Genomic DNA, 25062 nt, shown 5'->3' on the forward strand with positions numbered 1-25062 from the left:
CCTCCCGCCTCTGGTTTGCGCCGGGGCCCCTCCTCACACGTCAGACGCGCCAGGTCCAGGCGTCGGCGATCCGGGTGGCGGGGCCGTAGAGCTGCTCCAGCGTGCCGCGAAGGCTGTCGGCGTGCGGGGTGCCGTCGGCCAGCGCCACGCAGGAGGCACCCCAGAACTCCGCGTCCTTTGCGGCCTGCCGGCGCTGTTCGTCCCCGATGACGGGTTGACCGCCGCGCCTGCCGACCTCGGCCAGCAGGGCCGACGTGGGCTGCGCGTAGGTGCCCATCGCTGCCGTGCCGCCGCGACCGTACGGGCCGATGAAGAAGCCCTCCGGCATGCCGAACGCCGCGTCGGCGGCGGTCGCCCAGCGCATCGGCCACGGTTGCTTGGGCGTGGCGAGCGGCACCGGCACCAGCACCCCGCCCGGCTCGACGCACTGGCGCCAGTGCCCGCCGGTGACGAACTCGGGCAGCGGCGGCCGCTCGGCGGTGGGCAGCGGGGTCGGCAGCAGCGGCAGCAGCGCCACGCCGACCGCCGCCGGCACCAGGCGGCGGGCCCGGCCGGTGCCGCGCAGCGCCCGGTCGACCGCCAGCACCAGCAGCGTGGCGATGAGCGGGAGCACCGCGAGGGCGAAGCGCATCGGCAGCGCACCGTCCACCACGGGCAGGCCCGAGAGCAGGGCGTACGGGCCCGGGACGGCGGTGCGTTCGCCGTCGACGACCACCCGGGGGCCGAGCGACAGCGCCCCCGTCACGAGCGTGCCGACCACGCACGCGACGACCAGCGGGCGACGACCCAGCCAGAGCGCGCAGGCGGCGGCGACCAGCAGCAACGGCAGCCCGAGGAAGCTGTTGTACTCGGCCGGCCCGGTGGTCAGCCGGGCAGCCTCGTCGCCGCCCGCGATCGACAGCGGCGAGACGGTCCACCAGCTGCGCAGGTCCGCCGAGAAGTAGTGCGGGCTGAACATGCCGTCTGAGACGCCCTGCGGGCCGGCGAACTGGAACCACAGCGGCCAGGCCAGTACGACCAGGGCCAGCCCGGCGGCGAGCATCATCCCCCCGGCGAAGCCGGGCAGGGCGCGGCGGGCCAGGTTCCGGTCCGCCACCGCGTAGGTGACCGCCATCACCAGCAGCGTGACCGCGCAGAGGAAGAGCACCTCCTCACCGACGAAGACCTGTGCGGTGACCGCCGCCGCCAGGCCGACGGCCGAGCTGACCACCCGCCGGCGGTCCGGTCCGTCGGCGGTGCCCGCCGGGTCGGCGGCCCGCAGCATGCGGACCACCAGCCAGACGATCACCGGCACGAGCCACTGCGCGGTCATGTGCAGGTGGCTGTTGGTCTGCGAGACCATCCCCGGGCCGAACCCGCAGAGCGCCGCCCCGAGGGCGGCGGCGAGCCGGCGGGCGCGCAGGACCCGGGTGAAGAGCAGGTACCAGGCGATCGCGGTGCCGGCCAGGTTCGCCATGGCCAGCAGGGCGAAGGTCACCGGCGCGCCGAACGACAGGGTCACCGGGGCGAGGAGCACCCCGAGTGCGATGACGGTGGTGTTGGTCATCAGGTTGACCCCGTCCGGCGCGTTGAGCCGCCCGGTGAGCAGGTCGAAGTCGCCGAGCAGCGCCCGCGAGTCGACGGCGAGGAACCACTCGTAAAGGGCCTGGTCCTCCGGGTTGAGCGCCAGGACCCGGGCCGCCGGGTCGGGCCAGAGCCCGTGGGTGAGCCAGCCGGCCAGCGCCACGAAGAGCAGCACGACGGTGACGTCCGCCCGGCGACGGTGGACGGCGGTCAGCAGGCGCGCCGCCCGGAGCCGGCGGGACGGCCGGTCGACGGCGAGGACAGCCTGGTCAGGGACGGCGTCGGGGGCCGTGGGGGCTGCGCTGCTCACGGTCTCGACCCTAGTGCGACCCACCCGCCGGGGTACGCCGGGTCGCCGCCGACCCGCTACCGTGACACTGCACCGCGCGTGTCGACCCGCGCGGTGTCACCCGCCCGGGTGGTGGAACGGCAGACACGGCCGCCTTAAAAGCGGCTGCCGCAAGGCGTGCGGGTTCGACCCCCGCCCCGGGCACGCCGCACTCTCAGCTTCCGCTCAGCTTGGCGATCTCCACGGGACTGCCCTGGGCGTTTACTCTTGGGAGTGCACGTTCACGTGCAACGACCCCCTGAGGGAGGCCTGACAGTGAAGACTTCGAACCCGGTGCTCGCCCGGCTCGGCCAGGCGGCCGAGCGGGAGCGCTCCGCCGGGTACGCCCCGACCGGGCCGTACGGACAGCCCGGCTATCCACAGCAGTACCCGACGGAGGCCGGCTACCCGGCGGCCCCGCCGACCGTCAACACCATGTCGATCGACGACGTGGTGGTCAAGACCGTCACGCTCCTCGGCATCCTCGGCATCTCCGCCGCGGCTGCCTGGGTGCTGGTGCCCGACGCGCTGCTCGGCGCGGCCTGGATCGGCGCGGCGGTGGTCGGCCTGGTCCTCGGCCTGATCATCTCGTTCTCCCGGATGGCGAACCCGGCGCTGGTCGTCGCGTACGCCGTCGTCGAGGGCGTCTTCGTCGGCATGGTCAGCAAGTTCTTCAACTCGCTCTACGACGGCATCGTGGTCCAGGCGGTGACCGCCACGTTCGGTGTCTTCTTCGTGATGGCCATGCTCTACAAGGCGAAGGTCATCCGGGCCACCCCGAAGTTCGTCAAGGGCATGATCGCCGTGATGGCGGGTCTCTTCGCCGTCATGCTGATCAACCTCGTGTTCGCGCTCTTCGGCGTGAACACCGGCCTGCGCGACGGCAGCCCGCTGGCCATCGGGTTCAGCCTGGTCTGCATCGTGGTCGCCTCGCTGAGCTTCGTGCTCAGCTTCAAGGAGGTCGAGGACGGCGTCCGGATGGGGCTGCCCCAGCGCTACTCCTGGGTCGCCGCCTTCGGCATCCTGGTCAGCCTGGTCTGGCTCTACATCGAGATCCTGCGCCTGCTGAGCTACTTCCAAGGTGACGACTGACCGTCGCCCGCGACCGACCGGCGCCCGCCCCCGCAACCGCGAGGGCGGGCGCCGTCGTCCACCCCGCTCGCCCCACCCTCGCCGCCGATCCCGCCCACCCTCCCTCCCTCCCCGCCGCCCTGCCCCAGCTCTCGCCGTCGATCATGCAGTTGTGGTGCCCCGCGAAAGGGGCGAAAGCGCCCCAGTCGCCCACCATAAGTCCATGATCGACGGGCCGGGCCAGGGCGGGCTGGGCCAGGCTGGGGCGGCGGACCGGGGCAGGCCGGGCCGGAGCCGGGCGGGGCCGGGGCAGGGCAGGCCCCCCGACACGGGCAACGGCATGGGCAACCTGGTCCCGAGGCGAGGCGAGGCGAGGCGAGGCGGGGCGGGGCGGGGCGGGGCAGGCCGGGGTCGGGCGGGGGCCGGGGTGCGGGGGAGGGAGGCGGGTCGGGGGGTTCGTAGACTCCGGGTGTGGGTGGTGGGGAGTTGGAGCGGGCGGTGGAGTTGTTGGTGCGCCAGGTCGGGCACTGGCAGCAGCCCCGCTGGGCGGCAGTGGCCGCCGGTGGCAACGTGTCCCGCGCCGACCTCGTGCACCGGCTGGTGCAGGAGATCGCCAACCTGGCCGCCGACGTCGAGGGCGGACCCCGGCGGACGGTGCCCCGGCTCGACAACGAGCTGGCGCTGCCCGACCAGCTCCGGGTGGTGGCCGCCGACCTGGTTGCCGCCGCCGCGCCGCCGGAGGTGCTGGCGCGGGCCGCCGCCGAGGTGACGGCGACCCGTGACGCTCTCTAGCGCTGACGGCGACCCGCGACGCTCCCCAGGGCCGACGGCGACCCGCGACGCTCTCCAAGCGTGACGGCGACCTGCGACCCTCTCTAGCGCTGACGGCGACCTGCGACCCTCTCTAGGGGTGACGGCGACCCACGGCTCGTCCGGGCTCCTGCCGGGCGGCGAGGGCCGCTCGGGACGACCCCGGTGCCCTGCCGGGCAGCCCGGGGTCGCGCCCTCCGCTCAGCTCAGGCGTTCGACGACCATGGCCATGCCCTGGCCGCCGCCCACGCACATGGTCTCCAGACCGATCGTCTTGTCGTGCCAGTCCAGGGCGTTGAGCAGGGTGCCGGTGATCCGGGCGCCGGTCATGCCGAACGGGTGCCCGACGGCGATCGCGCCACCGGCGACGTTCAGCTTCTCCAGCGGGATGCCGAGCTGGCGGTACGAGGGGATCACCTGCGCGGCGAACGCCTCGTTGATCTCCACCAGGTCGACGTCGTCGATGGTCATCCCGGCCCGCTTGAGCGCCTGCCGGGTGGCTTCGACCGGGCCGAGGCCCATGATCTCCGGCGAGAGGGCGGTCACGCCGGTGGAGACGATCCGGGCCAGCGGCGTGATGCCGAGGTCCCTGGCCCGCTGGGCGCTCATGATCACCACGGCGGCGGCGCCGTCGTTCAGCGGGCAGCAGTTGCCGGCGGTGATGCGGCCGTCCGGGCGGAACACCGGCTTCAGCCCGGAGACGCCCTCCAGGGTGACCCCGGCGCGGGGGCCGTCGTCGGTGCCGACCACCGTGCCGTCCGGCGTGGTGACCGGGGTGATCTCCCGGGCCCAGAAGCCGTCGGCGATGGCCTTCTCGGCGAGGTTCTGGCTGCGTACGCCGAACTCGTCCATGTCGGCGCGGGTGACGTCGTACACCTGGGCCAGGTTCTCGGCGGTCTGCCCCATGGTCAGGTAGATGTCCGGCAGCTCGCCGGCCTCGCGTGGGTCGGTCCAGACCGGGGCCCCGCCCTGGGCGCGGGCCTTGGAACGCTCGGCCGCAGCGGCGAAGCGCGGGTTCTCCCAGCCGCCGCCGACCAGCGCCTGCGCCTCCTTCGGCAGCCCGTCGGAGTTGCCGCGGGCGTACCGGGAGACGGTCTCCACGCCGGCGGAGACGAACACGTCGCCCTCGCCGGCCCGGATCGCGTGCATCGCCATCCGGGTGGTCTGCAGCGACGACGCGCAGTAGCGGGTGAGCGTCGCGCCGGGCAGGGTGTCCAGGCCCATCAGGGTGGCGACCACCCGGGCCATGTTGAAGCCCTGCTCGCCGCCGGGCAGACCGCACCCCAGGTAGAGGTCGTCGATCTCGGTCGGGTCGAGCTGGGGGACCTTGTCCAGGGCGGCCCGCACGATGGTCGCGGCGAGGTCGTCCGGGCGGACGTCGCGCAGCGAACCCTTGTGCGCCCGGCCGATGGGGGAGCGGGCGGTGGCGACGATGACGGCGTCGCGGGACGACTCAGTCGGCATGAACCAACGTTAACCCGTCGGTAACTTCGGACGGAAGCTGCCCGCCGGCCGGGAAATGTCACGCCCGGCGGGACAGCGGGGACGGCCGGCGGTCAGTGTCGGGAGTCGGCCATGGTGTCCGGCCCGGACGGTGGGTGGACCAGCGCTGGCAAGCGGGCACCGCATCCGGGCGGGGGCGGCCGGCGGGTCACTGCCGGGAGGCGACCGCCGCGGCGGCGGCGACGGCCGGCAGCAGGGCGTGCGCCCAGACCCGGTAGCCGTCGGCGGACGGGTGGTAGCCGTCGTGGCACAGGGTCCCGGCGTCGGCCCGGAACACGGCGCCGGTCTCGGTGGCCAGGTCGACCACCGTGCCGCCGGCGTCGAGCACCGCCGCCGCCTGGGCGCGGGCCACCCGCCGCCCCGACCAGCCGACCACGTTGCGCAGCGGCGGCGCGATGGCGCGTACGGCGCCCAGGTCGGGGCACGTGCCGACGACCACCTCCACCCGGGCCTCGCGGAGCCGGTGCACAGCCGCCCCGAGGTAGGCGGCGGCCTCCACCGGGCGACGCAGGGTGGTGGCGTCGTTCGCCCCGATCAGGATCACCGCCACGTCGGGACGCTCGCCGAGCAGCGCCCGGGCCACCTGGGTGGCCAGGTCGGTCGAGCGTGAGCCGGAGACGCCGACGCTGGACAGGTGCACCCGGCGACCGCTCGGGCCCTCGGCGAGCAGGTTGGCCAGCTGTCCGCCGATGGTCTCGTCGAGACGGCCGACGCCGACGCCGAGGGCGGACGAGTCGCCGAGCAGCACCAGGCGCAGCGGCGGCGCGTCGGCCCGCCCGACCGTGGCGCGCAGGGCGAGCGCCAGCTCCGGCTGGGCGTACCGGCGGTGCCGGGCGGCGAAGGCCTGACCGGCGAGGACGGCGGCGCCGCCGACCGTGCCGGCGATGAGGCTGAGCGTCGCCGCCCGGCCCAGTCGATTGGCGAGCCCCGAGGGGATGAAGCGCTCGCTCATGCCAGTCCCTCCAGTGTGGGTGAGTCGGCGGCGGGGCTGGGCTGCGGCGCCGCGCCGACACCGAAGAAGGCCCGTCGACGCAGTTGCGCCCACCGGCCGGCGGGGCCGCGCTCGCGCCCCCTGACCCGGGTGCCGCTGACCTCGGTGCCCGCGTGGCGGGCCGCCTCCTGGGCGGCCTGCGGCAGCGAGCGCACGCCCTCGTCCCGGACGAGGGTCGGGCGGCGTTCCTGCCCCGCACCGAGCGCGGACAGTACGGTCGGCAGCAGGGCGGCGGCGGCCATCGCGTAGCCCTCCGCCGAGGGGTGGAAACGGTCCCAGGCGAACATCCGGGTCGGCTCCGCCGTGAACCGGGGACCGAGCAGGTCGCCGAGGGAGACCGTCCAGCCACCGGCCTCGACCACGGCCACCGTCTGGGCGGCGGCGAGCTGCCGGCTCCAGTGCCGGGCCAGCCACCGCAGCGGCGGCCGGATCGGCCGGATCGCGCCCAGGTCGGGGCAGGTGCCGACGACCACCTCGCAGCCGGCCGCGCGCAGCGTGCGGACCGCGTCGACCAGGTAGCGCACCGCCAGGGCGAACGGTGCGCGGTTGGTCACGTCGTTGCCGCCGATCAGGATCACCGCGACGTCGGGCTGGCACTCCAGCGCCGCCTCCACCTGGTGTCGCAGCACCGCCGAGATGGCGCCCACCACGGCGAAGCGGTGCAGCCGGACGGGGCGTTGCAGGCGGCGGGACAGCCCGGTGGCGAGCAGGGCGCCGGGCGTCTCCCGGCGGCGGTGCACGCCGTAGCCGGCGGCCGACGAGTCGCCGAGCACGACGACGGTGACCGGCGGGCCGGGCAGCTTCGCGCCGTAGACGCCGTCGCAGCGCGGCGGGGGCGCCTCGGCCATCGGGATCGTGCGGCGGGCCTGCCGGGCCTGCCCGAGGAGCACGCCGCCGGTCGCCACCACGGCCGCGGCGGTGGCGCCCGTGCCGATCGCCGCGAGGCGGGCGACCTGCCGGGCGCGCTGCCAGCGCGGACCAACCGGGACGACGGAACCAGCGACCCCCATACAGCGACATTATCGCGCCGGCACGACACACCGCTGTCGTCGTGTCGGCTCGCGGGTGCCTGGAAGGCGACGCTCCTGGGTACCTGTACGGGTGACCGGGGGACGGTTGCGCGGGCACGCCACCCTGGCACGTGGAGAGGGGCCGAACATGGGGAAGACATTGAAGCGCACCGCGGCGTTCAGCGCGCTGGCCCGGGCACTCGCGGCCGGGTCGCGGGGCGGGCCGTCGCTCGGGGCGCGGCTGGGCGCGCTGCCGCGGATGATCCGGGCCACCACCCGGGGGGAGTACGACGGCGGCCTGCGGCTGGCCCTGATGACCGCGGCGACGGCGTACATCGTCTCGCCGGTCGACCTGATTCCCGAGATCCCGCTGGCGATCTTCGGATTGGCCGACGACGCGGTCATGGTGACCTGGCTGGCCGGCAGCGTGCTGGCCGAGACCGAGCGGTTCCTGGAGTGGGAGGCCCGGCGCAGCTCGGTGATCCCCGGGCACGTGGCGTCCTGAACCCACGTACCCTGGGACGTCGAGAAGACGTCTGCCCGGCCGCCGCCGGCGGCGCCGGAGGAGAAGGGCACAACGAGGTGCGGTACTACGACAACGTCGTCGAGCTGATCGGCAACACCCCGCTGGTACGGCTGCGCAACGTCACGGCCGGGATCCAGGCCACCGTGCTGGCGAAGGTGGAGTACCTCAACCCGGGCGGCTCGGTGAAGGACCGGATCGCGCTGCGGATGGTGGAGGACGCGGAGAAGGCGGGCATCCTCCAGCCGGGCGGCACGATCGTCGAGCCGACCAGCGGAAACACCGGAGTCGGGCTGGCGCTGGTGGCGCAACTGCGGGGCTACAGGTGCGTCTTCGTCTGCCCCGACAAGGTCAGTCAGGACAAGCAGGACGTGCTGCGCGCGTACGGCGCGGAGGTGGTTGTCTGCCCGACCGCCGTGGCCCCGGAGGACCCGCGCTCCTACTACAACGTCTCCGACCGGCTGGCCCGGGAGATCCCCGGCGCGTGGAAGCCCAACCAGTACAGCAACCCGGCCAACCCGCGCTCGCACTACGAGACCACCGGCCCGGAGCTGTGGGAGCAGACCGGGGGCGAGCTCACCCACTTCGTGGCGGGCGTCGGCACCGGCGGCACGATCTCCGGCATCGGGCGCTACCTGAAGGAGGCGTCGGAGGGGCGGGTCAAGGTCGTCGGCGCCGACCCGGAGGGTTCCGTCTACTCCGGCGGCACGGGCCGGCCGTACCTGGTCGAGGGCGTCGGTGAGGACTTCTGGCCGGAGACGTACGACCGGGGCGTCGCCGACGAGATCATCGAGGTCTCCGACAAGGCGTCCTTCGAGATGACCCGGCGGTTGGCGCGCGAGGAGGGGCTGCTGGTCGGCGGCTCCTGCGGGATGGCCGTCGTGGCCGCCCTCGAGGTGGCCCGCAAGGCCGGCCCGGACGACGTTGTCGTGGTGCTGCTGCCGGACAGCGGCAAGGGCTACCTGTCCAAGATCTTCAACGACACCTGGATGGCCCGGTACGGCTTCCTGGACAACTCGGGCACCGAGCCGACGGTCGCCGACGCGCTCGCCGGCAAGCCGGGCGGCCTGCCCGAGCTGGTGCACGTGCACCCGACCGAGACGGTCCGCGACGCGATCGACTACATGCGCGAGTACGGCGTCTCGCAGCTCCCGGTGCTCAAGGCCGAGCCTCCGGTGGTGACCGGCGAGGTGGCCGGCTCGATCGCCGAGAAGGACCTGCTGGACGCGCTCTTCACCGGCCAGGCGCACCTGCACGACACCATCGAGCGGCACATGGCCGAGCCGCTGCCGATGATCGGCGGCGGGCAGCCGGTGAGCGAGGCGGTCGGCCTGCTGGAGAAGTCCGACGCCGCCCTGGTGCTGGTCGACGGCAAGCCGAAGGGCGTCCTCACCCGCCAGGACCTGCTGGCCCACCTCGGCGCGCGCTGACGTGTGAGGAAGGGCCCCTTGTAAACGCATAGCGTTAACAAGGGGCCCTTCCTCACACCTGGCGGGCGTAGCGGAGCTGGGGGGTGAGCAGGCCGCCGATGTGCTCGTCGCGTTCGGTGCCGGTGGGGGTCCAGCCGCCGCGCTCGTAGAAGCGCCGGGCGTGTGCGTTGTCCCGCAGCACCCAGAGCACCGCGCGGGACCAGCCGCGGGCGCGCATGGCGTCCAGGGCATCGACCATCAGGGTGCGCCCGGTGCCCCGGCCGCGTTCGGCGGGTTCGAGGTGGATGGCGTTGAGCAGGCCGGTCGCCGGGTCGCCCTCGTCGTCCGGGCCGAGATAGCTGAAGCCGACCAGCCGGCCGGCGCGCTCGGCCACCGTCATCCGGTGCTCGTCCCGCTCCCACGTCCACCGCTCGGTCCAGTACGCGCCCATCGCCTCGGGCGTCGGGTCGGCCAGCGCGCGCGCCGGCAGGAAGGCCGCGTAGGCGGCGACCCGGGAACGCTGGTGCAGCGCGCCCACCGCCATCAGGTCGTCGACGGTGGCGGGGCGCAGGGTGACCGTCACCCGGCCGAGGCTACCCGCCGGGGCGGGACCTGCACGGTCGTCAGGTCCTCGGCGATCACCAGGTCGCCGTCGAAGTGCGCGCGGGCCTCGTCGGCGAAGCGGGCCGGGTCGGCGTACCGCTGGGAGAAGTGGGTGAGCACGAGCCGGCGTACGCCCGACTCGGCCGCCACCCGCGCGGCCTGGCCCGCCGTGAGGTGGCCGACCTCGGCGGCGAGGGCGGCCTCCGAGTCGAGGAACGTCGACTCGATGACCAGCAGGTCGGCGTGCTCGGCGAGGGCGTACACCCCGTCGCAGAGGCCGGTGTCCATGACGAAGGCGAACCGCTGCCCGGGCCGGGGCACGCTCACCTCCTCGCGGGTGACGCGGCGCCCGTCGAGGTCGAGGTGGCCGACGCGGATCAGCTCCCCGACCGCCGGCCCGGCGATGCCGTACGCGGCCAGCCGCTCCGGCAGCATCCGGCAGCCGTCGGGCTCGACGAGCCGGTAGCCGTACGTCTCGATCGGGTGCCGCAACCGGCGGGCCTCCAGTGTGCCGACGTCCAGCGTGATGCGCTGCCCGTCGGCCTCGACGGGCTCGACGCGCAGCTCGGCGGTCTCGTGGAAGCTGGCGGCGTGCCGCAGCCGGGCGAAGTAGTCGGCGCCGCCGGCCGGGAAGTGCACCGCCACCGGGTGCGGCACCCGGTCGAGGGAGAGCCGCTGGATGGTGCCGGGCAGGCCGAGGCAGTGGTCGCCGTGGAAGTGGGTGACGCAGATCCGGGTCAGGTCGGTGGCGGTGACCGTGGTGTGCAGGAGCTGCCGCTGGCTGCCCTCGCCCGGGTCGAAGAGGATCACCTCGCCGTCCCAGCGCAGCACGTAGCCGTTGTGGTTGCGCTGCCGGGTGGGGGCCTGGCTGGCCGTGCCGAGCACCACCAGCTCGCGCATCGACACGGTGACCTCCGGCTGCGTCGGCCACCCGGCCTGCGGAAAAGGGTCGACCCCCGGGGCTTCCGTGCTCGCGCACGGGCCGGCTGGACTGGGCCGGCACCCCGGGGGTCGGGTGGCTGTCGTGGTTTCGCCGCACCGCTGCCACACGGTCTCGACGATGGTGCTGTGCCCGCCTCGCGGCGGACGAGTTTACTGTCGAGGACAGCGGCTAGCGGACAGCCACCTCACGAGTCCGATTGCTATACAAGTCTGGACCACCTCCTTTCCCGTGTACCGCCACGCTATCCAGCCCGCGCGCCGCCGGCAACGGATTTCGATCACACGGCGTCGGGGAATGGCGGGCCGGCGCTCAGGTGTTCTCGGCGATGCCGATCGGGCCCTCGCGCGGGCCCTCCTCGCTGGCCGGCTGCACGGCCAGCGACGGGAAGTCGGCCAGGTCGCCCTCCGGCTCGGCGTCCCACTCGGGGAAGACCAGGTCGCTCTGGAGGTAGAGGCAGAGCAGCTGGGTGAGCTGGCGCAGGCCCTCCAGGTGGGTGCGCTCGTGCCCGTGGGTGGCGTCCACGCCGAAGCCGAGCAGCGCCACCCGGGCGTGCGCGCCGGCCTCCACCGCCGCCGCCACGTCGGAGCGGTAGTACTCGAAGACGTCCCGGACCAGGTCCACCCCGTGCTCGGCGGCGATCGAGGCCAGGTTGCGGGTCAGGTGGTAGTCGAACGGGCCGACGCCGTCGCCCATGGCCAGCGTGGCCGCGTCCTCGCGGGACTGCTGGCCGGGCGCCACCACCGCCGCGTCCACGGAGACGATCTCCGCCACGTCGGGATCGAGCCCGTGCGACGCCCCGTGCCCGATCTCCTCGGTCACGGTGACCAGCAGGTGCGCGGTGACCGCCGGGCGTACGCCGGCGTCGACCATTGCCTTGAGGGCGGTGAGGACCGCCGCCACGCCGGCCTTGTCGTCCAGGTGCCGGGACTTGACGTACCCGCTGGGCGTGATCGTCGGGTTCGGCAGGAACGCCACGAAGTCGCCCGCGTCGATGCCGAGGGCGCGCAGCCCGGCCACGTCCTCGACCGGCTCGTCGACCCGGACCTCCACGTGCTGCCAGCCGACGCCCTGGAGGTCCACGTCGTCGTTGTAGCGGTGGCCGCTGGCCTTGAGCGGCAGCACCTGGCCGGTGATCACCCGCTCCAGGTCGTCGGTGAAGATCCGTACGTGGGCGCCCTCGGCGAACCGGGCGCTGTGCGTACCGATCGTCTTCAGCTCCAGCCGGCCGTTCTCCTTCAGCCGCTTCACCATGCCGCCGATGGTGTCGGTGTGCACCACGATCGCGCGGTCGGCGCCCGTCGAGCGGGGGCCGGGCAGGCAGGCGCTGAGCGCGCCGCGCCGGGTCAGCGTGGAGGGGATGCCGAGCGCGGAGAGCCGCTCGCCGACGTACTGCTGCACGTGGTCCGTACGCCCCGACGGGCTCGGGATCTCCAGCAGCTCCACCAGCACCTGGCGCAGGTAGTCCAGGTCGATCTCCAGGGGCCTCGGGCTCACGCGGCACCTCCCGGGCCGGCCGGGGTCCAGAGCCGCTGCGGCGCCCGGGTGCCGGGGAAGAGCAGGTCCACGAAGCGCTCGGCGGTCGGCTGCGGCTCGTGGTTGGCCAGGCCGGGCCGCTCGTTGGCCTCGATGAACACGTGCTCCGGCCGGTCCGGGGCGCCGACCAGCAGGTCCAGCCCGGTGACCGGGATGTCCAGCGCCCGGCTGGCCGCCACGCACGCCTCGGCGATCGCCGGGTGCAGCTCGGCGGTGACGTCGTGGATGGTGCCGCCGGTGTGCAGGTTCGCGGTCCGGCGTACGGCCAGCACCTGCCCCTCGGGCAGCACGTCGTGCAAGTCGTGGCCAGCCTCGGCGAGCACGTCGTGGGTCATGTCGTCGAGCGGGATCCGGGACTCGCCACCGGTGGCGGCGGCCCGGCGACGGCTCTGCCGCTCGATCAGCTCGGCGATGTCGTGCACCCCGTCGCCGGTGATCGAGGCGGGTCGCCGGACCGCGGCGGCCACCACCTCGTGGTCGATGACGACGACGCGCAGGTCCTCGCCGGCGCGCATCTCCTCGATCAGCACGTCGGGACAGAACCGGGCGGCCAGCTCGACGGCGGCGGCCAGCGCCTCGGGGGTCCGTACGCCCACCGTGATGCCGTTGCCCTGCTCGCCGCGCGCCGGCTTCACCACCACCCGGCCGACCTCGGCGAGGAAGGCGGTGTCGTCCTCGTCGCCGGTGGCGGTCCGGCCGCGTGGCACGGAGAGCCCCGCCTCGGTGAGGATCCGGCGGGTGACCCGCTTGTCGTCGCAGCGGCTCATCGCCACCGCCGAGGTCAGCTCCGACAGCGACTCGCGGGTCAGCACGGTCCGCCCGCCGCTGCTCAACCGCAGCTCACCCCAGGCAGGGTCGGTGACCTCCACCCGGATGCCGCGCCGCATCGCCTCGTCGGCGACGATCCTGGCGTACGGGTTGAGCTGGTCGTACCCCTCGGGCATGGCGGGCAGGAAGAGCCGCTCGTTGATCGGGTTCTTCCGCTTCACGCAGAGCGTCGACGTGCGGTAGAAGCCGAGCCGCTCGTAGAGCCGGATCGCCCCGCCGTTCTCGGCGAGCACGGACAGGTCCACGTACGCCCGGCCCCGCTCGACCAGCCGGGCGGCCAGCGCGGTGATCAGCGCCTGGCCGGTGCCCGGCGGCGCGGTGTTGAAGTCGACGGTGAGGCACCACAGGCTGGCGCCGTTCTCCGGGTCGTCGAAGACCGCGACGTGGTCGACGCCGGTGATGGTGCCGACGATCTCGCCGGTGGCGTCCTCGGCGACCAGGTGCAGGAACCGGTCGGTGCGCGCGTTGGCGACGAGCACGTCGACCCCGGCGGTGACCATGCCGTTGCGGGCGTAGATCCGGTTGACCGCGTCCGCGTCGGCGGCGTCGGCCAGCGGGCGGATGGTCAGCCCCGGCACGTCGCCGTCGCCGGTCGGGCGGTCACCGTCGAGCGGCAGCCGGTAGGTCAGCGACGGGTCGATGAACAGCTCGTCGGGCAGCCGGGACACCAGCACGTGCGGGTCGCGCAGGTAGATGCAGATGTCCCGGGAACCGGCGGCCTCGGAGCGCAGCACGGCGGCGACGGCGGCCTGGTCGGCGAAGGTCTGCCCGAAGACGAGCCGCCCCCAGCCGCAGTCCAGCACCACGTCGGTGTGGCCCTCCCGGGTCGGCGGCTCCGCCGGCTCCGGCGCCATCGGATCGCCGCCGGGGCCCACCCGTTCCCGCCGCCGGCTGTTGCGCGACCGGTCGGTGCGGGCCGCGCCGGTCGCCAGGGTGTCGGTCACGGTGAGTCGATTCCGTGGCTCTGGAGCCACATTTCCAGGAGTCCGAGTTGCCACAGCTTGTTTCCGTTCAACGGGGTCAGTTCGGCGTTCGGGTCGGCGAGCAGGGCGTCGACGTAGTCGGCGCGGAACAGGTCGCGGCGACGGGCCTCGGGCGCGGAGAGCGCGTCGCGTACCCGGTCGAGGAGCTTGCCCTCCAGGTGGGTGAGGCCGGGTACGGGGAAGTAGCCCTTCGGCCGGTCGATGACCTCGTGCGGCAGCACCCGGCGGCCGATCTCCTTGAGCACGCCCTTGCCGCCCTGCGCCAGCTTCAGCTCCGGCGGGCAGCTCGCGGCGAGCTCGACGAACTCGTGGTCGAGGAACGGCACGCGGGCCTCCAGCCCGTGCGCCATCGTCATGTTGTCCACCCGCTTGACCGGGTCGTCGGTCAGCATGACCTGGGTGTCGATCCGCAGGCCGGCGTCGACTGCGGTCTCCGCCCCGGCCCGGCCGAGGTGCGCGGCCACGAACTCCCGCGCCGGGTCGCCGTCGGTCAGCCAGGCCGGGTTCAGCACCCGGGCCAGCCCGGCCGCGTCCCGGTCGAAGAAGGCCCCGGCGTACGTGTCGAGCGCCCGGTCCCGGCCGACCCGGGCGAGCGGCGGGTACCAGTGGTAGCCGCCGAGGATCTCGTCCGCGCCCTGGCCGGACTGGACGACCTTGACGTGCTGCGACACCACCTCGCTGAGCAGGTAGAACGCCACGCAGTCGTGGCTGACCATCGGCTCGGACATTGCGGCAACGGCCGCCTCCAGCGGCGGCACCAGGTCGGCGGCGGCCACCCGGATCTGGTGGTGGTCGGTGTCGAACGTCTTCGCGACGAGGTCGGAGTAGCGGAACTCGTCGCCCTCCCGGCCGCCGACCGCGTCGAAGCCGATGGAGAAGGTGGACAGCCCGCGCTGGCCCTCGCCCGCGAGCAGGGCGACCACCAGGCTGGAGTCCAACCCGCCGGAGAGCAGCACGCCGACCGGCACGTCCGCGACCATCCGCCGCCGTACGGCCGTGGTCAGCGACTCCAGCAGGGCGTCCTGCCAGTCCTTCTCGGACCAGCCGGCCCGCTCGGCGGAGCGGGTGAAGGCCGGGTCCCAGTAGACCCGCTCGGAGGTGCGGCCGTCCGCCTCGTAGACCCGTACGGTCGCCGGGGGCAGCTTGCTGACGCCGCGCAGGATGGTGCGCGGCGGCGGCACGATGCTGTGGAAGCTCAGGTAGTGCGCGAGCGCGACCGGGTCGATGCCGGTGTCGACGCCGCCCCCGGCCAGCAGCGCGGGCAGGGTGCTGGCGAAGCGCACCGCGCCGGGCGTCTCGGCCAGGTAGAGCGGCTTGATGCCGAGCCGGTCCCGGGCCAGCACCAGCCGGCCGGTGTCCCGCTCGCTGATCGCCACTGCGAACATGCCGATCAGGTGGTCGACGAAGTCGAGCCCCCACTCGGCGTACGCCTTGAGCACGACCTCGCTGTCGCCGGAGGAGAAGAACCGGTGGCCCTTGGCCTGGAGTTCCTCGCGCAGCTCGCGGTAGTTGTAGATGCATCCGTTGAAGACGCCGGTCAACCCCGCACCCGGGTCGACCAGCGGCTGCCCGCTCGCGGCGGAGAGGTCGATGATCTTCAGACGTCGGTGCCCGAGGGCGGTCGGGCCCTGGGCCCAGACGCCGCTGTCGTCGGGCCCCCGGTCGCTCATCGTGGCCGCCATGCGTTCCACCGCCGCCACGTCGGCGCGTGAACCGTCACGGCGGAACTCTCCCGCAAGTCCGCACATGCCAGGCAATGCTGCCAGAGGGCAGCGAGGATTGCCCGTTGAGATGATAACAGTTTCTTGAAGTTTTGCTACACTGCGCGATTCCGTCACGGCACGTGTCGGTTCCGGTGGCGGACCGCGTCAGGAGCGGCGGATGGGGTGGTATCCGCCCGGCGGCTGATGTGATCGATTGCTCAGTTCCGCAAGCGCGGAGGCCGGCGCGAGCGATGCCGCGCCGGCCTCCGTGCCGGTGCCGGTGGTTCAGCCCCGAGCGGGGTTCAGCCCGAGGTGCGGGCGACGCCGACCGGGCAGCTCAGCCCGTTCGGGCCGTGGTCGCCGTACCGACTCCCCACTCACTCGTCACCGGGTTGCGGGACGCGGCCGAACCGTCGGACCTCCTGGGGCCAGCCGCACGCCTCCGCGAGCCTGCCGGCCCACATCCGGGCCGTCTCCACGTCGGCCACGTCCACCACGGTCAGCCCGCCCAGCCACTCCTTGGTCTCGGCGTACGGCCCGTCGGTGAATACCAACGTGCCGCTCGTGGCGTCGGCACTGAAGACGGGGGTGTCCCCTTCCTCCAGGCCCCCGGCGAACACGTACGCCCCGGCCGCCTTCATCTCGTCCACGACCGCCATGGCGAGCGGCCCGCGCGCGCGGAACCACTCCTCAGTGTGGTCACCCACCCACTGCTGGTTGAAGTAGATGAGGTACTCGGCCATGTCTGCTCCCTCGTCTCGGGCGGACCTTTGTCTGCCTCCATCTCCGCGACGAACGGCGCCGGGCGGATACGACACCCGGGCAGGGGATTTCCACGTCGATGTCGGCGGGGGAGCGGTGGCGGCCGGCTCTGTCCAGGAAGCTAGTGGAGGTCGGACGGCACCCGGGCGACGCCGACCGGGCAGCTCAGCCCGTTCGGGCCGTGGTTGCAGTACCCGTTCGGGTTCTTCGTGGGCGCCAAATACTGCTGGTGCATGTCCTCGGCGAAGTAGTACTGGCCGAGCCGGTCGATCTCGGTGGTGATCTCGCCCTTGCCGGCCCGCGCCACGATCGGTGCGAACGCGTCCCGGGACGCCTGGGCGGTGGCGAGCTGCTCCTCCGTGGTCACGTAGATCGTCGACCGGTACTGGGTGCCCACGTCGTTGCCCTGGCGCATGCCCTGGGTCGGGTCGTGGTTCTCCCAGAAGACCTTCAGCAGGTCCTCGTAGCTGATCGTGGCGGGGTCGTAGACCACCTGGACCACCTCGGCGTGCCCCGTCATCCCCGAGCACACCTCCTCGTACGTCGGGTTCGGCGTGATGCCGCCCGCGTAGCCGGCGGACGTGGTGATCACACCCGGCAGCGTCCAGAACAGCCGCTCGGCGCCCCAGAAGCAGCCCATGCCGAACACGGCCACCTGTGCGCCCTCCGGGAAGGGACCCTTGAGCGGGGTGCCCAGCACCTCGTGCCGGTCCGCGATCGGCATCGCGATCAGGCGACCCGGCAGGGCCTGGTCGGAGGTGGGCAGTTCGGCCTTCATGCGGCGCAGGAACACGGTGGGACTCCTCTCGTAACTCTCCCAGCGTGCAACACCGCCGGATCCGCCTTCCTTACCCGCTCCACCCACACTCAGGCGACCGCAGCCCGGGAGAAGGTCACAGTCGTCCGCCGGGCAGCGGCGGCCAGCTCGGGCCGGTCACGTCCGCCACTCGCTTCATCACTCTCAGTGGCAAATCTCGCCGGCTGCGCCTCCCTCGTCTCACCCGCTTTGCTCTGCATCCCTATATGCAACAGTCACCCTAAGTGGTGACTAATTCTATTCTGGCGGCGCTGGCGTTTCATGTCGTGGCAGGTCAGCGACCTGGTGCGGATATGGCTGCAGAGCAAAGGGCGCGAGACGGCACCCGGAGCGCCTCGTGTGCCCGTCGCGGAGCGTGACGTTAGTTCGTTGCTACGTTGTGTGACGAAGGGTGCCGAGAGGCGCGTGGCGAAGGGGCCCTGCCGCCGCGCCGCACTCCCTGCCGTCCGCCGCGTCTGCCCCGCTCCGCGTCGGCTGTCGCGTTCGCCCCGGCCTCCGCCCGCTCCGCCGGCCTCCGGCCGCCCCGGCCGCCCCGGCCGCTCCGGCCGCCCCGGTCGCTCCGTGCGGCTGGGGCGCGTCAGAGGGCTGCGGTGATGCGGGCGGCGTAGGTCTCGGCCTCGGCGTCGTCGGCGTAGCGGGTGCGCGGCCAGAAGAAGCCGCGCAGGCCGTCGCCCTTCGTGCGCGGCACCACGTGGGTGTGCAGGTGCGGGACGGACTGGGACACCTTGTTGTTCATCGCCACGAACGTCCCACCGGCCTCCGTGCCGGTCTCCACGGCGACCGCGAGCCGCCGCACCAGGCCGAAGTACCCGGCCAGCGCCTCGGCGGGCAGGTCGGCCAGGGCGACCAGGTGCGTGCGCGGTACCACCAGCACGTGGCCCTTGAAGACCGGCCGGGTGTCCAGGAACGCCACCCCGTCGGGCTCGTCGGCGACCCGGAAGGCGGGAGTCTCGCCGCTCACGATCCCGCAGAACACGCACCCGCTCATCCGTCCAGGCTATGCCGGCCGCCCGGATGGGAGACGTCCCCGCGCCGGCCCGCCGCCGTGGGCGCGGACCCGACAGCACCGTTCCGTTCCAGCCTTCGGGACGGGGGATTAGCCTCACGGGATGAGTCACGGCTTCGACACGCTCGCCATCCACGCCGGTCAGGACCCCGAGGCCCGCACCGGCGCGGTGATCCCACCGATCTACCAGACCAGCACCTACGCCCAGGACGCCGTCGGCGCGCCCCGGCTGGGCTACGAGTACAGCCGCTCCGGCAACCCGACCCGCGACGCCCTCCAGGAGTGCCTCGCCGCGCTGGAGGGCGGCCCCGTCGGGCTCGCCTTCGCCAGCGGTCTGGCCGCCGAGGACACCCTGCTGCGTACCGTCTGCAAGCCGGGCGACCACGTGGTGATCCCCGACGACGCGTACGGCGGCACGTACCGGCTCTTCGCCCGGGTGGCCGAGCGCTGGGGGCTGGACTTCACCCCGGCGAAGGTCTCCGACCCCGACGCGATCCGGGCCGCCGTCGAGCCGGGCCGGACCCGGATCGTCTGGGTGGAGACGCCCACCAACCCGCTGCTCGGCATCGCCGACATCGCCGCGCTGGCCGGCGTCGCGCACGACGCGGGCGCCCTGCTGGTCGTCGACAACACGTTCGCCTCCCCGTACCTCCAGCAGCCGATCGCGCACGGCGCGGACGTGGTGGTGCACTCGACCACCAAGTACATCGGCGGCCACTCCGACGTGGTCGGTGGCGCGCTGGTCGCGGCCGACGCCGGGCTCGGCGAGGAACTGCGCTACCACCAGAACGCGATGGGCGCGATCAACGGGCCCTTCGACGCGTGGCTGACCCTGCGCGGCATCAAGACCCTGGGCGTACGCATGGACCGGCACTGCGACAACGCCGAGCGGATCGCGGCCTACCTGGACGGGCACGCCAAGGTCGGTCAGGTCATCTACCCGGGGCTGCCCGCGCACCCGGGCCACGAGGTGGCCGCGAAGCAGATGCGCCGCTTCGGCGGCATGATCTCGTTCCGGGCCGCCGGCGGCGAGGAGCACGCCGTCGAGATCTGCAACCGGACGAAGCTCTTCATCCTCGCCGAGTCGCTCGGCGGCGTGGAATCCCTGATCGAGCACCCGGGCCGGATGACACACGCAAGTGCTGCCGGCTCGCCGCTTGAAGTTCCCGGCGATCTCGTGCGACTGTCTGTCGGCATCGAGACGGTCGACGACCTGCTCGCCGATCTGGAGCAGGCGCTGGGCTGACCGCTGGCTGGGAGGGTGGCCGTGCAGGACATCATGCCGACCTGGGTGGGGGCGACCGCCAAGCAGATCGCCCGGGGCGTACGCCGGGGCGACGTCACGGCCACCCAGGTCGTCGCCGACCACCTGGACCACATCGCCCGGGTCGACGCCGACCTCGCCGCGTTCCGCACGGTACGCGGCGGGGAGGCGATCACCGAGGCGGAGAAGGTCGACGAGCAGGAGGACCTGGCCAACCTTCCGCTGGCCGGGGTGCCGGTGGCGGTGAAGGAGAACACCCCCGTCGCCGGGCTGCCCACCTGGAACGGGTCGGCGGCGGTGCGTACGCCGGTGGCCGAGGCCGACCACGAGGTGGTCCGGCGGCTGCGCGGTGCCGGCGCGGTGATCCTCGGGGTGACCCGGATGCCGGAGCTCGGCCTCTGGGGCCTCACCGACGACGAGACGGCCGTGACCCGCAACCCCTGGGACACCCGGCGTACCCCCGGCGGCTCGTCCGGCGGCGCGGCCGCGGCCGTGGCCGCCGGCCTGGTGCCGATCGCCCACGGCAACGACGGCCTCGGCTCGATCCGCATCCCGGCGGCCTGCTGCGGCCTGGTCGGGCTCAAGCCGGGCCGGGGCGTGGTTCCGTGCCAGCTCGGCGCGGACGACTGGTTCGGGCTGACCGAGCACGGCATGCTGACCAGCACGGTCGCCGACGCGGCCGTCGGCTTCTCGGTGCTGGCCGGCCGCCGCCCGGACAAGCTGGTGCCGCCGCAGCGGCTGCGGGTGGGCGTCTCGCTCCGGTCGCCCGTGCGGGGTGTGCACGCCGACGCGCCCAACCGGGACGCGGTCGCCGCCGCCGGGCGGCTGCTCGCGGCGGCGGGCCACGACACCGTGCCGGCCGACCCGGTCTACCCGACGGCCCTGGGCCTGCAGGGCATCGCCACCTGGTTCGCCGCGGCGGCGGCCGACGTCCGCGCCGCCGGGTTGGACCGGCGCGGCCTCCAGCGGCGCAGCCGCCGGCACGTCGCCCTCGGCGAGTGGGCGCAGCGGCGGGGGTACGTCCGGGAGGCCGACCGGGCCGCCTGGCGCGAGCGCTCGATCGGCTTCTTCGCCGACCACTCGGTCGACCTGCTGCTCACGCCCGCCCTGGCCACCGCGCCGCCGGAGGCCGGCGGCTGGTCCGGCCGGTCCTGGCGGGCCAACATGCTGGCCAACGTCAGGTACGCGCCGTTCGCCGCGCCGTGGAACATCGCCGGCCTGCCCGCGCTGGTGGTGCCGGTCGGCCGCCGCCCGGACGGGCTGCCGGTCGCGGTGCAGCTGATCGGCCCGCCCGGCAGCGAGCTGCTGCTCCTCGGCGTCGCCGGCCAGTTCGAGATGCAGGCCCCCTGGTCCCGCCACGCCCCCGGCTACCCGCGGATCCCCGCCCCCGTCTGAGAGGTGGCGTGCCGCGCGTCGGCGCGGGAGGCGGGTGGCACGATCAGGGGCATGACGGAACTGGTCGGTCTCGCCGACGTACGGGCCGCGCGGGAGCTTCTCGCCAACGTCGTCCGCACCACCCCGCTGGAGCCCTCCCGGCCGCTCAGCGCGGCGCTGGGCGGGCCGACGTGGCTCAAGTGCGAGAACCTGCAACGCGCCGGCTCGTACAAGGTGCGCGGCGCGTACGTGCGGATTTCCCGGCTGTCGGCGGCGGAGCGGGCCGACGGGGTGGTCGCGGCGAGTGCCGGCAACCACGCCCAGGGCGTCGCGCTCGCCGCCGGCCTGGTCGGTACGCACGCCACGGTCTTCATGCCGGTGAACGCGCCCCTGCCGAAGGTCGCCGCCACCAAGGGGTACGGCGCCCAGGTCGAGCTGGTCGGCAACACCGTCGACGAGTCCCTGGTCGCGGCGCAGACCTACGCCGAGCGGACGGGCGCGACGCTGATCCACCCGTTCGACCACCGGGACGTGATCGCCGGCCAGGGCACGGTGGCCCTGGAGATCCTCGAACAGTGCCCCGAGGTCAGGACGATCATCACGGGGGTGGGCGGCGGCGGGCTGGTCTCCGGCATGGCGGTGGCGGCCAAGGCGCTGCGGCCCGACGTGCGGATCATCGGGGTGCAGGCCGCCGGCGCCGCTGCCTTCCCGCCCTCCCTGGTGGCCGGCGAGCCGGTACGCCTTCCGGCGTTCGGCACCATCGCGGACGGCATCGCCGTCGGCCGGCCGGGGGAGCTCACCTTCACCCACGTCCGCAAGCTGGTGGACGAGATCGTCACGGTCTCCGAGGAGGACATCTCCAGGGCGCTGCTGATGCTGCTGGAGCGGGGCAAGCAGGTGGTCGAGCCGGCCGGCGCGGTGGGCGTGGCCGCGCTGCTGGCGGGCGTCGTCGAGGTGCAGGCGCCGGTGGTGGCGGTGCTCTCCGGCGGCAACATCGACCCGCTGCTGATGCTGCGGGTGATCGAGCACGGCCTCGCCGCCGCCGGGCGCTACCTGCGGGTGACGGTGCGCTGCTCGGACCGCCCCGGCCAGCTCGCGTCGCTGCTCGGTGAGATCGCCGAGCACCGGGCGAACGTGGTGGACGTGGAGCACCAGCGGGCCAATCCGCACCTGCGCCTGGGTGAGGTGGAGGTGGCCCTGTCGGTGGAGACCCGGGGGGTCGAGCACTCCGACACGCTGATCAGCGCGTTGCGGGCCAGCGGCTACCAGGTGGTCTTCGCCGGCGAGGCGTGACACCGGGAGCGGTGCCACGCCTCGCCAGGTTGCTCGTCGTCGCCGCCCGGCCGGATCGGCGCCCCGGGCGGCCGTGTCTCGCCAGCCCGGGCCGTTCCGGCCCGACGGCGGGAACTCAGCCGGAGAACGGCTCGAAGCTGACCACGGTCACCTTGATGTCGGCCCCGCTGGGGGCGGTGTAGGTGCAGGTCTGGCCGGCCCGGCCGCCCAGGATCGCCTGGCCCAGCGCCGACTCCGGGCTGTAGACCGTCAGCTCGGTGGTCGACGCGATCTCCCGGGAGCCGAGCAGGAAGGTCTCGGTGTCGTCCTTGTCGTCGTCGAAGTAGATCGTCACGACCATGCCGGGCGACACCGCGTCGGCGGCCTGCGCCCCGCCCACCTTGGCGGTGCGGAGCAGCTCCTTGAGGTAGAGGATGCGCCCCTCGGCCTTGCCCTGCTCCTCGCGGGCGGCGTGGTAGCCACCGTTCTCCCGCAGGTCGCCCTCCTCGCGGCGGGCGTTGATCTCGGCGGCGATGACCGGCCGGTTGGCGATCAGCTCGTCGAGCTCGCCCTGGAGCCGGTCGAACGCGTCCTGGGACAGCCAGGTGGCGGGCGCCTCGTTGCCAGTGGACACAGGCGTTCTCCTCGTTCGTGCGTGCTGGCTGACAGGTGAACTTCCAAGTTACCAGTGCGGTACGACACAGGGCGCGCTCGAACACCGGCGGTACCCCCGGTGCCCGGGCCGCCGAGGCTGTCCGGGCCGGGCGCCCGAGCCCGCGCCGTGGCCGCTCAGCCCGCGGGCCGGCAGCGCAGCACCTCGCCGACGAAGGGTCGGGCGGTGGTGGCCAGCCGGTGCTGCGCGGTCACCTGCCGCTGCTCGGGCCGGGCGGTCACCGTCACCTCTTCCCGGCCCACCTCGGCGCCGTCGCGGTCCCGGGCGCGCAGCAGGCAGACCGCCGAGCCGCCCTTCGGCACGGTGACCCGGAAGTCGACCAGCACCTGGCTGTCGGTGATCCCCGTGTAGGTGATCACCTCGGCGTCGTAGTTCGGGTCGCCGTACTGCCGGTAGAGCCGCACCGAGACCAGGGTCATGACCGCGACCAGGGCGACCACCAGCAGCGCCACCAGCAGCGGCCGGCGCCGCCCGGGCTCCCGGCGGCGGCCGTACCGGCCGGGCGGGAAGGCCGGCGCGCCCGGCGGAAGTGTGGCGTGCGTCTCGGTCACCGGCGGGTATCTCCTGGCGTCGTTGTCGGGGGCATCGGCAAGAATGGCAGAGTTCCATCTTCCCAGCCCGTCCCGTCGTCAAATATGACAGGTCGGCACCGGCAGGTCCCGGCGCGGGGGGAAGATTCCGGCAGGTCAGCCGGGCGGTCCCGCGGGGGGTCCGCCGGGGCCAGAGACGAGGAGCGCCGACGTTGGCAGAGCAACTGCGACTGATGGCCGTCCACGCACACCCCGACGACGAGTCGAGCAAGGGCGCCGCGACCATGGCGAAGTACGTCGCCGAGGGCGTGGACGTCCTGGTGGTCACGTGCACCGGCGGCGAGCGCGGCAGCGTGCTGAACCCGAAGATGGACCGGCCGGACGTCTGGGCCAACATCGCCGACGTCCGCCGGGCGGAGATGGACGCCGCGCGGGCGATCCTCGGCGTCGAGCAGGCGTGGCTCGGCTTCGTCGACTCCGGCCTGCCCGAGGGCGACCCGCTGCCGCCGCTGCCCGAGGGCTGCTTCGCCCTCCAGGACGTCGAGGTGGCGGCCGGCCCGCTGGTGCGGCTGATGCGCCAGTTCCGTCCGCACGTCGTCACGACGTACGACGAGGAGGGCGGCTACCCGCACCCCGACCACATCATGACCCACAAGGTCAGCGTGGCCGCGTTCGAGGCCGCCGGCGACCCGGAGCGCTACCCGGAGCTGGGCGAGCCGTGGCAGCCGCTCAAGCTCTACTACGACATCGGCTTCTCCAAGGGCAAGATCATGGCGCTGCACGAGACGCTGCTCGCCGCCGACCTGACGTCGCCCTACGAGGAGTGGATCAAGCGCTGGGAGGACCGCCCCGACAAGGGCCCCCGGATCACGACCCGGGTCGAGTGCGCCGACTACTTCCCGGTCCGCGACGACGCGCTGCGCGCCCACGCCACCCAGATCGACCCGGACGGCTTCTGGTTCCAGGTGCCGATGGAGCTGCAACGGCGGGCGTGGCCGACGGAGGACTTCGAGCTGGTGCGCTCGCTGGTCGACAGCCCGCTGCCCGAGTCGGACCTCTTCGCCGGGGTGCGCGAGACGGCCCATGCCCGCTGATCCGGGCCGGGGCTACCCTGGTCACCAACCGCACACCGGAGGAACGCCATGCTGACCGCCGCAGAGGTGCTCGCCCAGAACAACTTCGGGGACACCCGCACGGGTGGCCTGGCCGGCCCGATGGGCCTCTTCCTCATCCTCGTTCTGGCCACCGCCACCGTCCTGCTGATCCGCAACATGAACTCCCGGCTGCGTAGGCTGCCCGACCGGTTCCCCCAGCAGGGCCCGCCAGCGACCCCCGACCAGGCGGACGCGGCAGTCGTCGATCCGACAGATGGTGCGCTGACGCAGGATTCATCCTCCGCCGCTCCCACCGGGCGTCAGCAGCGTCGCAACGGCTAGTCCGCCCATGATTCACGTCGAACCCGGTCGTCGCCCCCTGTTGCGGCCACCGGGTTTGCCTTAGCCTCTCGCCGGGGGACCAAGAGTTCCCGAGCCGTGCGCGGGAGGGGGCGCCGATGACCACCAC

At 73.6% G+C, this 25062-nt stretch carries 22 protein-coding genes, 1 tRNA gene and 1 pseudogene; 10 read left to right on the forward strand and 14 right to left on the reverse strand.

Annotated features, from left to right (window positions below; all coding sequences use genetic code 11):
- Positions 1–40 precede the first annotated feature (40 nt).
- Positions 41–1873, reverse strand: coding sequence for a hypothetical protein (locus EV374_RS08875; protein ID WP_207913962.1), 1833 nt, complete (start codon positions 1871–1873; stop codon positions 41–43).
- Positions 1874–1975: 102 nt separating this feature from the next.
- Between EV374_RS08875 and EV374_RS08880 the strand changes: the two genes are divergently transcribed.
- The 3 genes from EV374_RS08880 (at position 1976) to EV374_RS08895 (ending at position 3754) form a co-directional block, all read left to right on the forward strand.
- Positions 1976–2056 (forward strand) — tRNA-Leu (locus tag EV374_RS08880).
- Positions 2057–2167: 111 nt separating this feature from the next.
- Complete coding sequence (locus EV374_RS08885; protein WP_132233456.1) at positions 2168–2983, forward strand: Bax inhibitor-1/YccA family protein; 816 nt, start codon at positions 2168–2170, stop codon at positions 2981–2983.
- A 450-nt stretch (positions 2984–3433) separates the two neighbouring features.
- Positions 3434–3754 (forward strand): hypothetical protein, encoded by a 321-nt coding sequence (locus tag EV374_RS08895; RefSeq protein WP_132233458.1) that lies wholly within the window; start codon positions 3434–3436, stop codon positions 3752–3754.
- 219 nt (positions 3755–3973) lie between these two features.
- Here EV374_RS08895 and EV374_RS08900 read toward each other — a convergent pair whose 3' ends face one another.
- From EV374_RS08900 to EV374_RS08910, 3 genes and pseudogenes are all read right to left on the reverse strand, one after another.
- Entirely contained in the window at positions 3974–5236 is a 1263-nt protein-coding gene (locus EV374_RS08900; RefSeq protein ID WP_132233460.1) for an acetyl-CoA C-acetyltransferase, read from the reverse strand.
- Between the two features lie 187 nt (positions 5237–5423).
- Positions 5424–6227, reverse strand: a complete 804-nt coding sequence (locus tag EV374_RS08905) for an SGNH/GDSL hydrolase family protein (protein ID WP_132233462.1) — start codon at positions 6225–6227, stop codon at positions 5424–5426.
- Positions 6216–7276: pseudogene (locus EV374_RS08910) on the reverse strand (SGNH/GDSL hydrolase family protein); the annotation flags it as partial. The pseudogene EV374_RS08910 and the gene EV374_RS08905, both read right to left, overlap by 12 nt.
- A gap of 148 nt (positions 7277–7424) precedes the next feature.
- Here EV374_RS08910 and EV374_RS08915 point away from each other — a divergent pair.
- Entirely contained in the window at positions 7425–7781 is a 357-nt protein-coding gene (locus EV374_RS08915; protein WP_132233466.1) for a YkvA family protein, read from the forward strand.
- A gap of 77 nt (positions 7782–7858) precedes the next feature.
- Positions 7859–9229 (forward strand): cystathionine beta-synthase, encoded by a 1371-nt coding sequence (locus tag EV374_RS08920; RefSeq protein WP_132233468.1) that lies wholly within the window; start codon positions 7859–7861, stop codon positions 9227–9229.
- 52 nt (positions 9230–9281) lie between these two features.
- Here the strand turns inward: EV374_RS08920 and EV374_RS08925 are convergent, their stop codons facing one another.
- From EV374_RS08925 to EV374_RS08960, 8 genes are all read right to left on the reverse strand, one after another.
- Positions 9282–9791 (reverse strand): GNAT family N-acetyltransferase, encoded by a 510-nt coding sequence (locus tag EV374_RS08925; RefSeq protein ID WP_132233470.1) that lies wholly within the window; start codon positions 9789–9791, stop codon positions 9282–9284.
- Entirely contained in the window at positions 9788–10717 is a 930-nt protein-coding gene (locus tag EV374_RS08930; RefSeq protein WP_132233472.1) for a ribonuclease Z, read from the reverse strand. Before EV374_RS08930 ends, EV374_RS08925 begins: the two co-directional genes overlap by 4 nt.
- 346 nt (positions 10718–11063) lie before the next feature.
- Entirely contained in the window at positions 11064–12248 is a 1185-nt protein-coding gene (locus EV374_RS08935; protein WP_132233474.1) for an osmoprotectant NAGGN system M42 family peptidase, read from the reverse strand.
- The gene (gene ngg, locus EV374_RS08940; RefSeq protein ID WP_132233476.1) at positions 12245–14059 is read right to left on the reverse strand and encodes an N-acetylglutaminylglutamine synthetase; all 1815 of its coding nucleotides are present in this window, start codon (positions 14057–14059) and stop codon (positions 12245–12247) included. Before ngg ends, EV374_RS08935 begins: the two co-directional genes overlap by 4 nt.
- On the reverse strand, positions 14056–15846 hold the full coding sequence (locus EV374_RS08945; protein WP_132233478.1) for an N-acetylglutaminylglutamine amidotransferase: 1791 nt from the start codon (positions 15844–15846) through the stop codon (positions 14056–14058). The genes ngg and EV374_RS08945 overlap by 4 nt, the downstream gene beginning before the upstream one ends.
- Before the next feature lie 332 nt (positions 15847–16178).
- Positions 16179–16544 carry a YciI family protein gene (locus EV374_RS08950; protein WP_132233480.1) on the reverse strand — a complete coding sequence of 122 codons (366 nt, stop codon included), beginning with the start codon at positions 16542–16544 and terminating at the stop codon, positions 16179–16181.
- Positions 16545–16684: 140 nt separating this feature from the next.
- Positions 16685–17356, reverse strand: coding sequence for a peptide-methionine (S)-S-oxide reductase MsrA (msrA, locus tag EV374_RS08955; protein WP_132233482.1), 672 nt, complete (start codon positions 17354–17356; stop codon positions 16685–16687).
- Between the two features lie 601 nt (positions 17357–17957).
- Positions 17958–18368: an HIT family protein gene (locus EV374_RS08960; RefSeq protein WP_132233484.1), complete on the reverse strand. Its 411-nt coding sequence runs from the start codon at positions 18366–18368 to the stop codon at positions 17958–17960.
- Between the two features lie 121 nt (positions 18369–18489).
- On the opposite strand from EV374_RS08960, the gene EV374_RS08965 reads away from it, so the two are divergent.
- The 3 genes from EV374_RS08965 to ilvA are packed head-to-tail and all read left to right on the forward strand — an operon-like array spanning position 18490 to position 22317.
- On the forward strand, positions 18490–19632 hold the full coding sequence (locus tag EV374_RS08965) for a cystathionine gamma-synthase (RefSeq protein WP_121396518.1): 1143 nt from the start codon (positions 18490–18492) through the stop codon (positions 19630–19632).
- Between the two features lie 15 nt (positions 19633–19647).
- Positions 19648–21045, forward strand: coding sequence for an amidase family protein (locus EV374_RS08970; protein WP_132233486.1), 1398 nt, complete (start codon positions 19648–19650; stop codon positions 21043–21045).
- A 51-nt stretch (positions 21046–21096) separates the two neighbouring features.
- Positions 21097–22317 (forward strand): threonine ammonia-lyase, encoded by a 1221-nt coding sequence (gene ilvA, locus EV374_RS08975; protein WP_132233488.1) that lies wholly within the window; start codon positions 21097–21099, stop codon positions 22315–22317.
- 115 nt (positions 22318–22432) lie between these two features.
- Here ilvA and greA read toward each other — a convergent pair whose 3' ends face one another.
- Both greA and EV374_RS08985 read right to left on the reverse strand, forming a co-directional pair.
- Positions 22433–22930 carry a transcription elongation factor GreA gene (greA, locus tag EV374_RS08980; RefSeq protein WP_132233490.1) on the reverse strand — a complete coding sequence of 166 codons (498 nt, stop codon included), beginning with the start codon at positions 22928–22930 and terminating at the stop codon, positions 22433–22435.
- Between the two features lie 155 nt (positions 22931–23085).
- Positions 23086–23520, reverse strand: a complete 435-nt coding sequence (locus tag EV374_RS08985) for a DUF4307 domain-containing protein (protein WP_132233492.1) — start codon at positions 23518–23520, stop codon at positions 23086–23088.
- A 191-nt stretch (positions 23521–23711) separates the two neighbouring features.
- Between EV374_RS08985 and mca the strand changes: the two genes are divergently transcribed.
- Both mca and EV374_RS08995 read left to right on the forward strand, forming a co-directional pair.
- A complete protein-coding gene (gene mca / locus EV374_RS08990; protein ID WP_132233494.1) occupies positions 23712–24593 on the forward strand; it encodes a mycothiol conjugate amidase Mca in 882 nt (293 codons plus the stop codon).
- A gap of 48 nt (positions 24594–24641) precedes the next feature.
- Complete coding sequence (locus EV374_RS08995; protein WP_132233496.1) at positions 24642–24935, forward strand: hypothetical protein; 294 nt, start codon at positions 24642–24644, stop codon at positions 24933–24935.
- Positions 24936–25062 lie beyond the last annotated feature (127 nt).

This window comes from Micromonospora sp. CNZ303 (genome assembly GCF_004345505.1).

Excerpts from the sequence above, each read along its gene's own strand:
- EV374_RS08900 (WP_132233460.1), bottom strand. The coding sequence starts at position 5,236 with ATGCCGACTGAGTCGTCCCGCGACGCCGTCATCGTCGCCACCGCCCGC.
- EV374_RS08905 (WP_132233462.1), bottom strand. The coding sequence starts at position 6,227 with ATGAGCGAGCGCTTCATCCCCTCGGGGCTCGCCAATCGACTGGGCCGG.
- EV374_RS08915 (WP_132233466.1), top strand. The coding sequence starts at position 7,425 with ATGGGGAAGACATTGAAGCGCACCGCGGCGTTCAGCGCGCTGGCCCGG.
- EV374_RS08945 (WP_132233478.1), bottom strand. The coding sequence starts at position 15,846 with ATGTGCGGACTTGCGGGAGAGTTCCGCCGTGACGGTTCACGCGCCGAC.
- EV374_RS08950 (WP_132233480.1), bottom strand. The coding sequence starts at position 16,544 with ATGGCCGAGTACCTCATCTACTTCAACCAGCAGTGGGTGGGTGACCAC.
- EV374_RS08960 (WP_132233484.1), bottom strand. The coding sequence starts at position 18,368 with ATGAGCGGGTGCGTGTTCTGCGGGATCGTGAGCGGCGAGACTCCCGCC.
- EV374_RS08965 (WP_121396518.1), top strand. The coding sequence starts at position 18,490 with ATGAGTCACGGCTTCGACACGCTCGCCATCCACGCCGGTCAGGACCCC.
- ilvA (WP_132233488.1), top strand. The coding sequence starts at position 21,097 with ATGACGGAACTGGTCGGTCTCGCCGACGTACGGGCCGCGCGGGAGCTT.
- EV374_RS08995 (WP_132233496.1), top strand. The coding sequence starts at position 24,642 with ATGCTGACCGCCGCAGAGGTGCTCGCCCAGAACAACTTCGGGGACACC.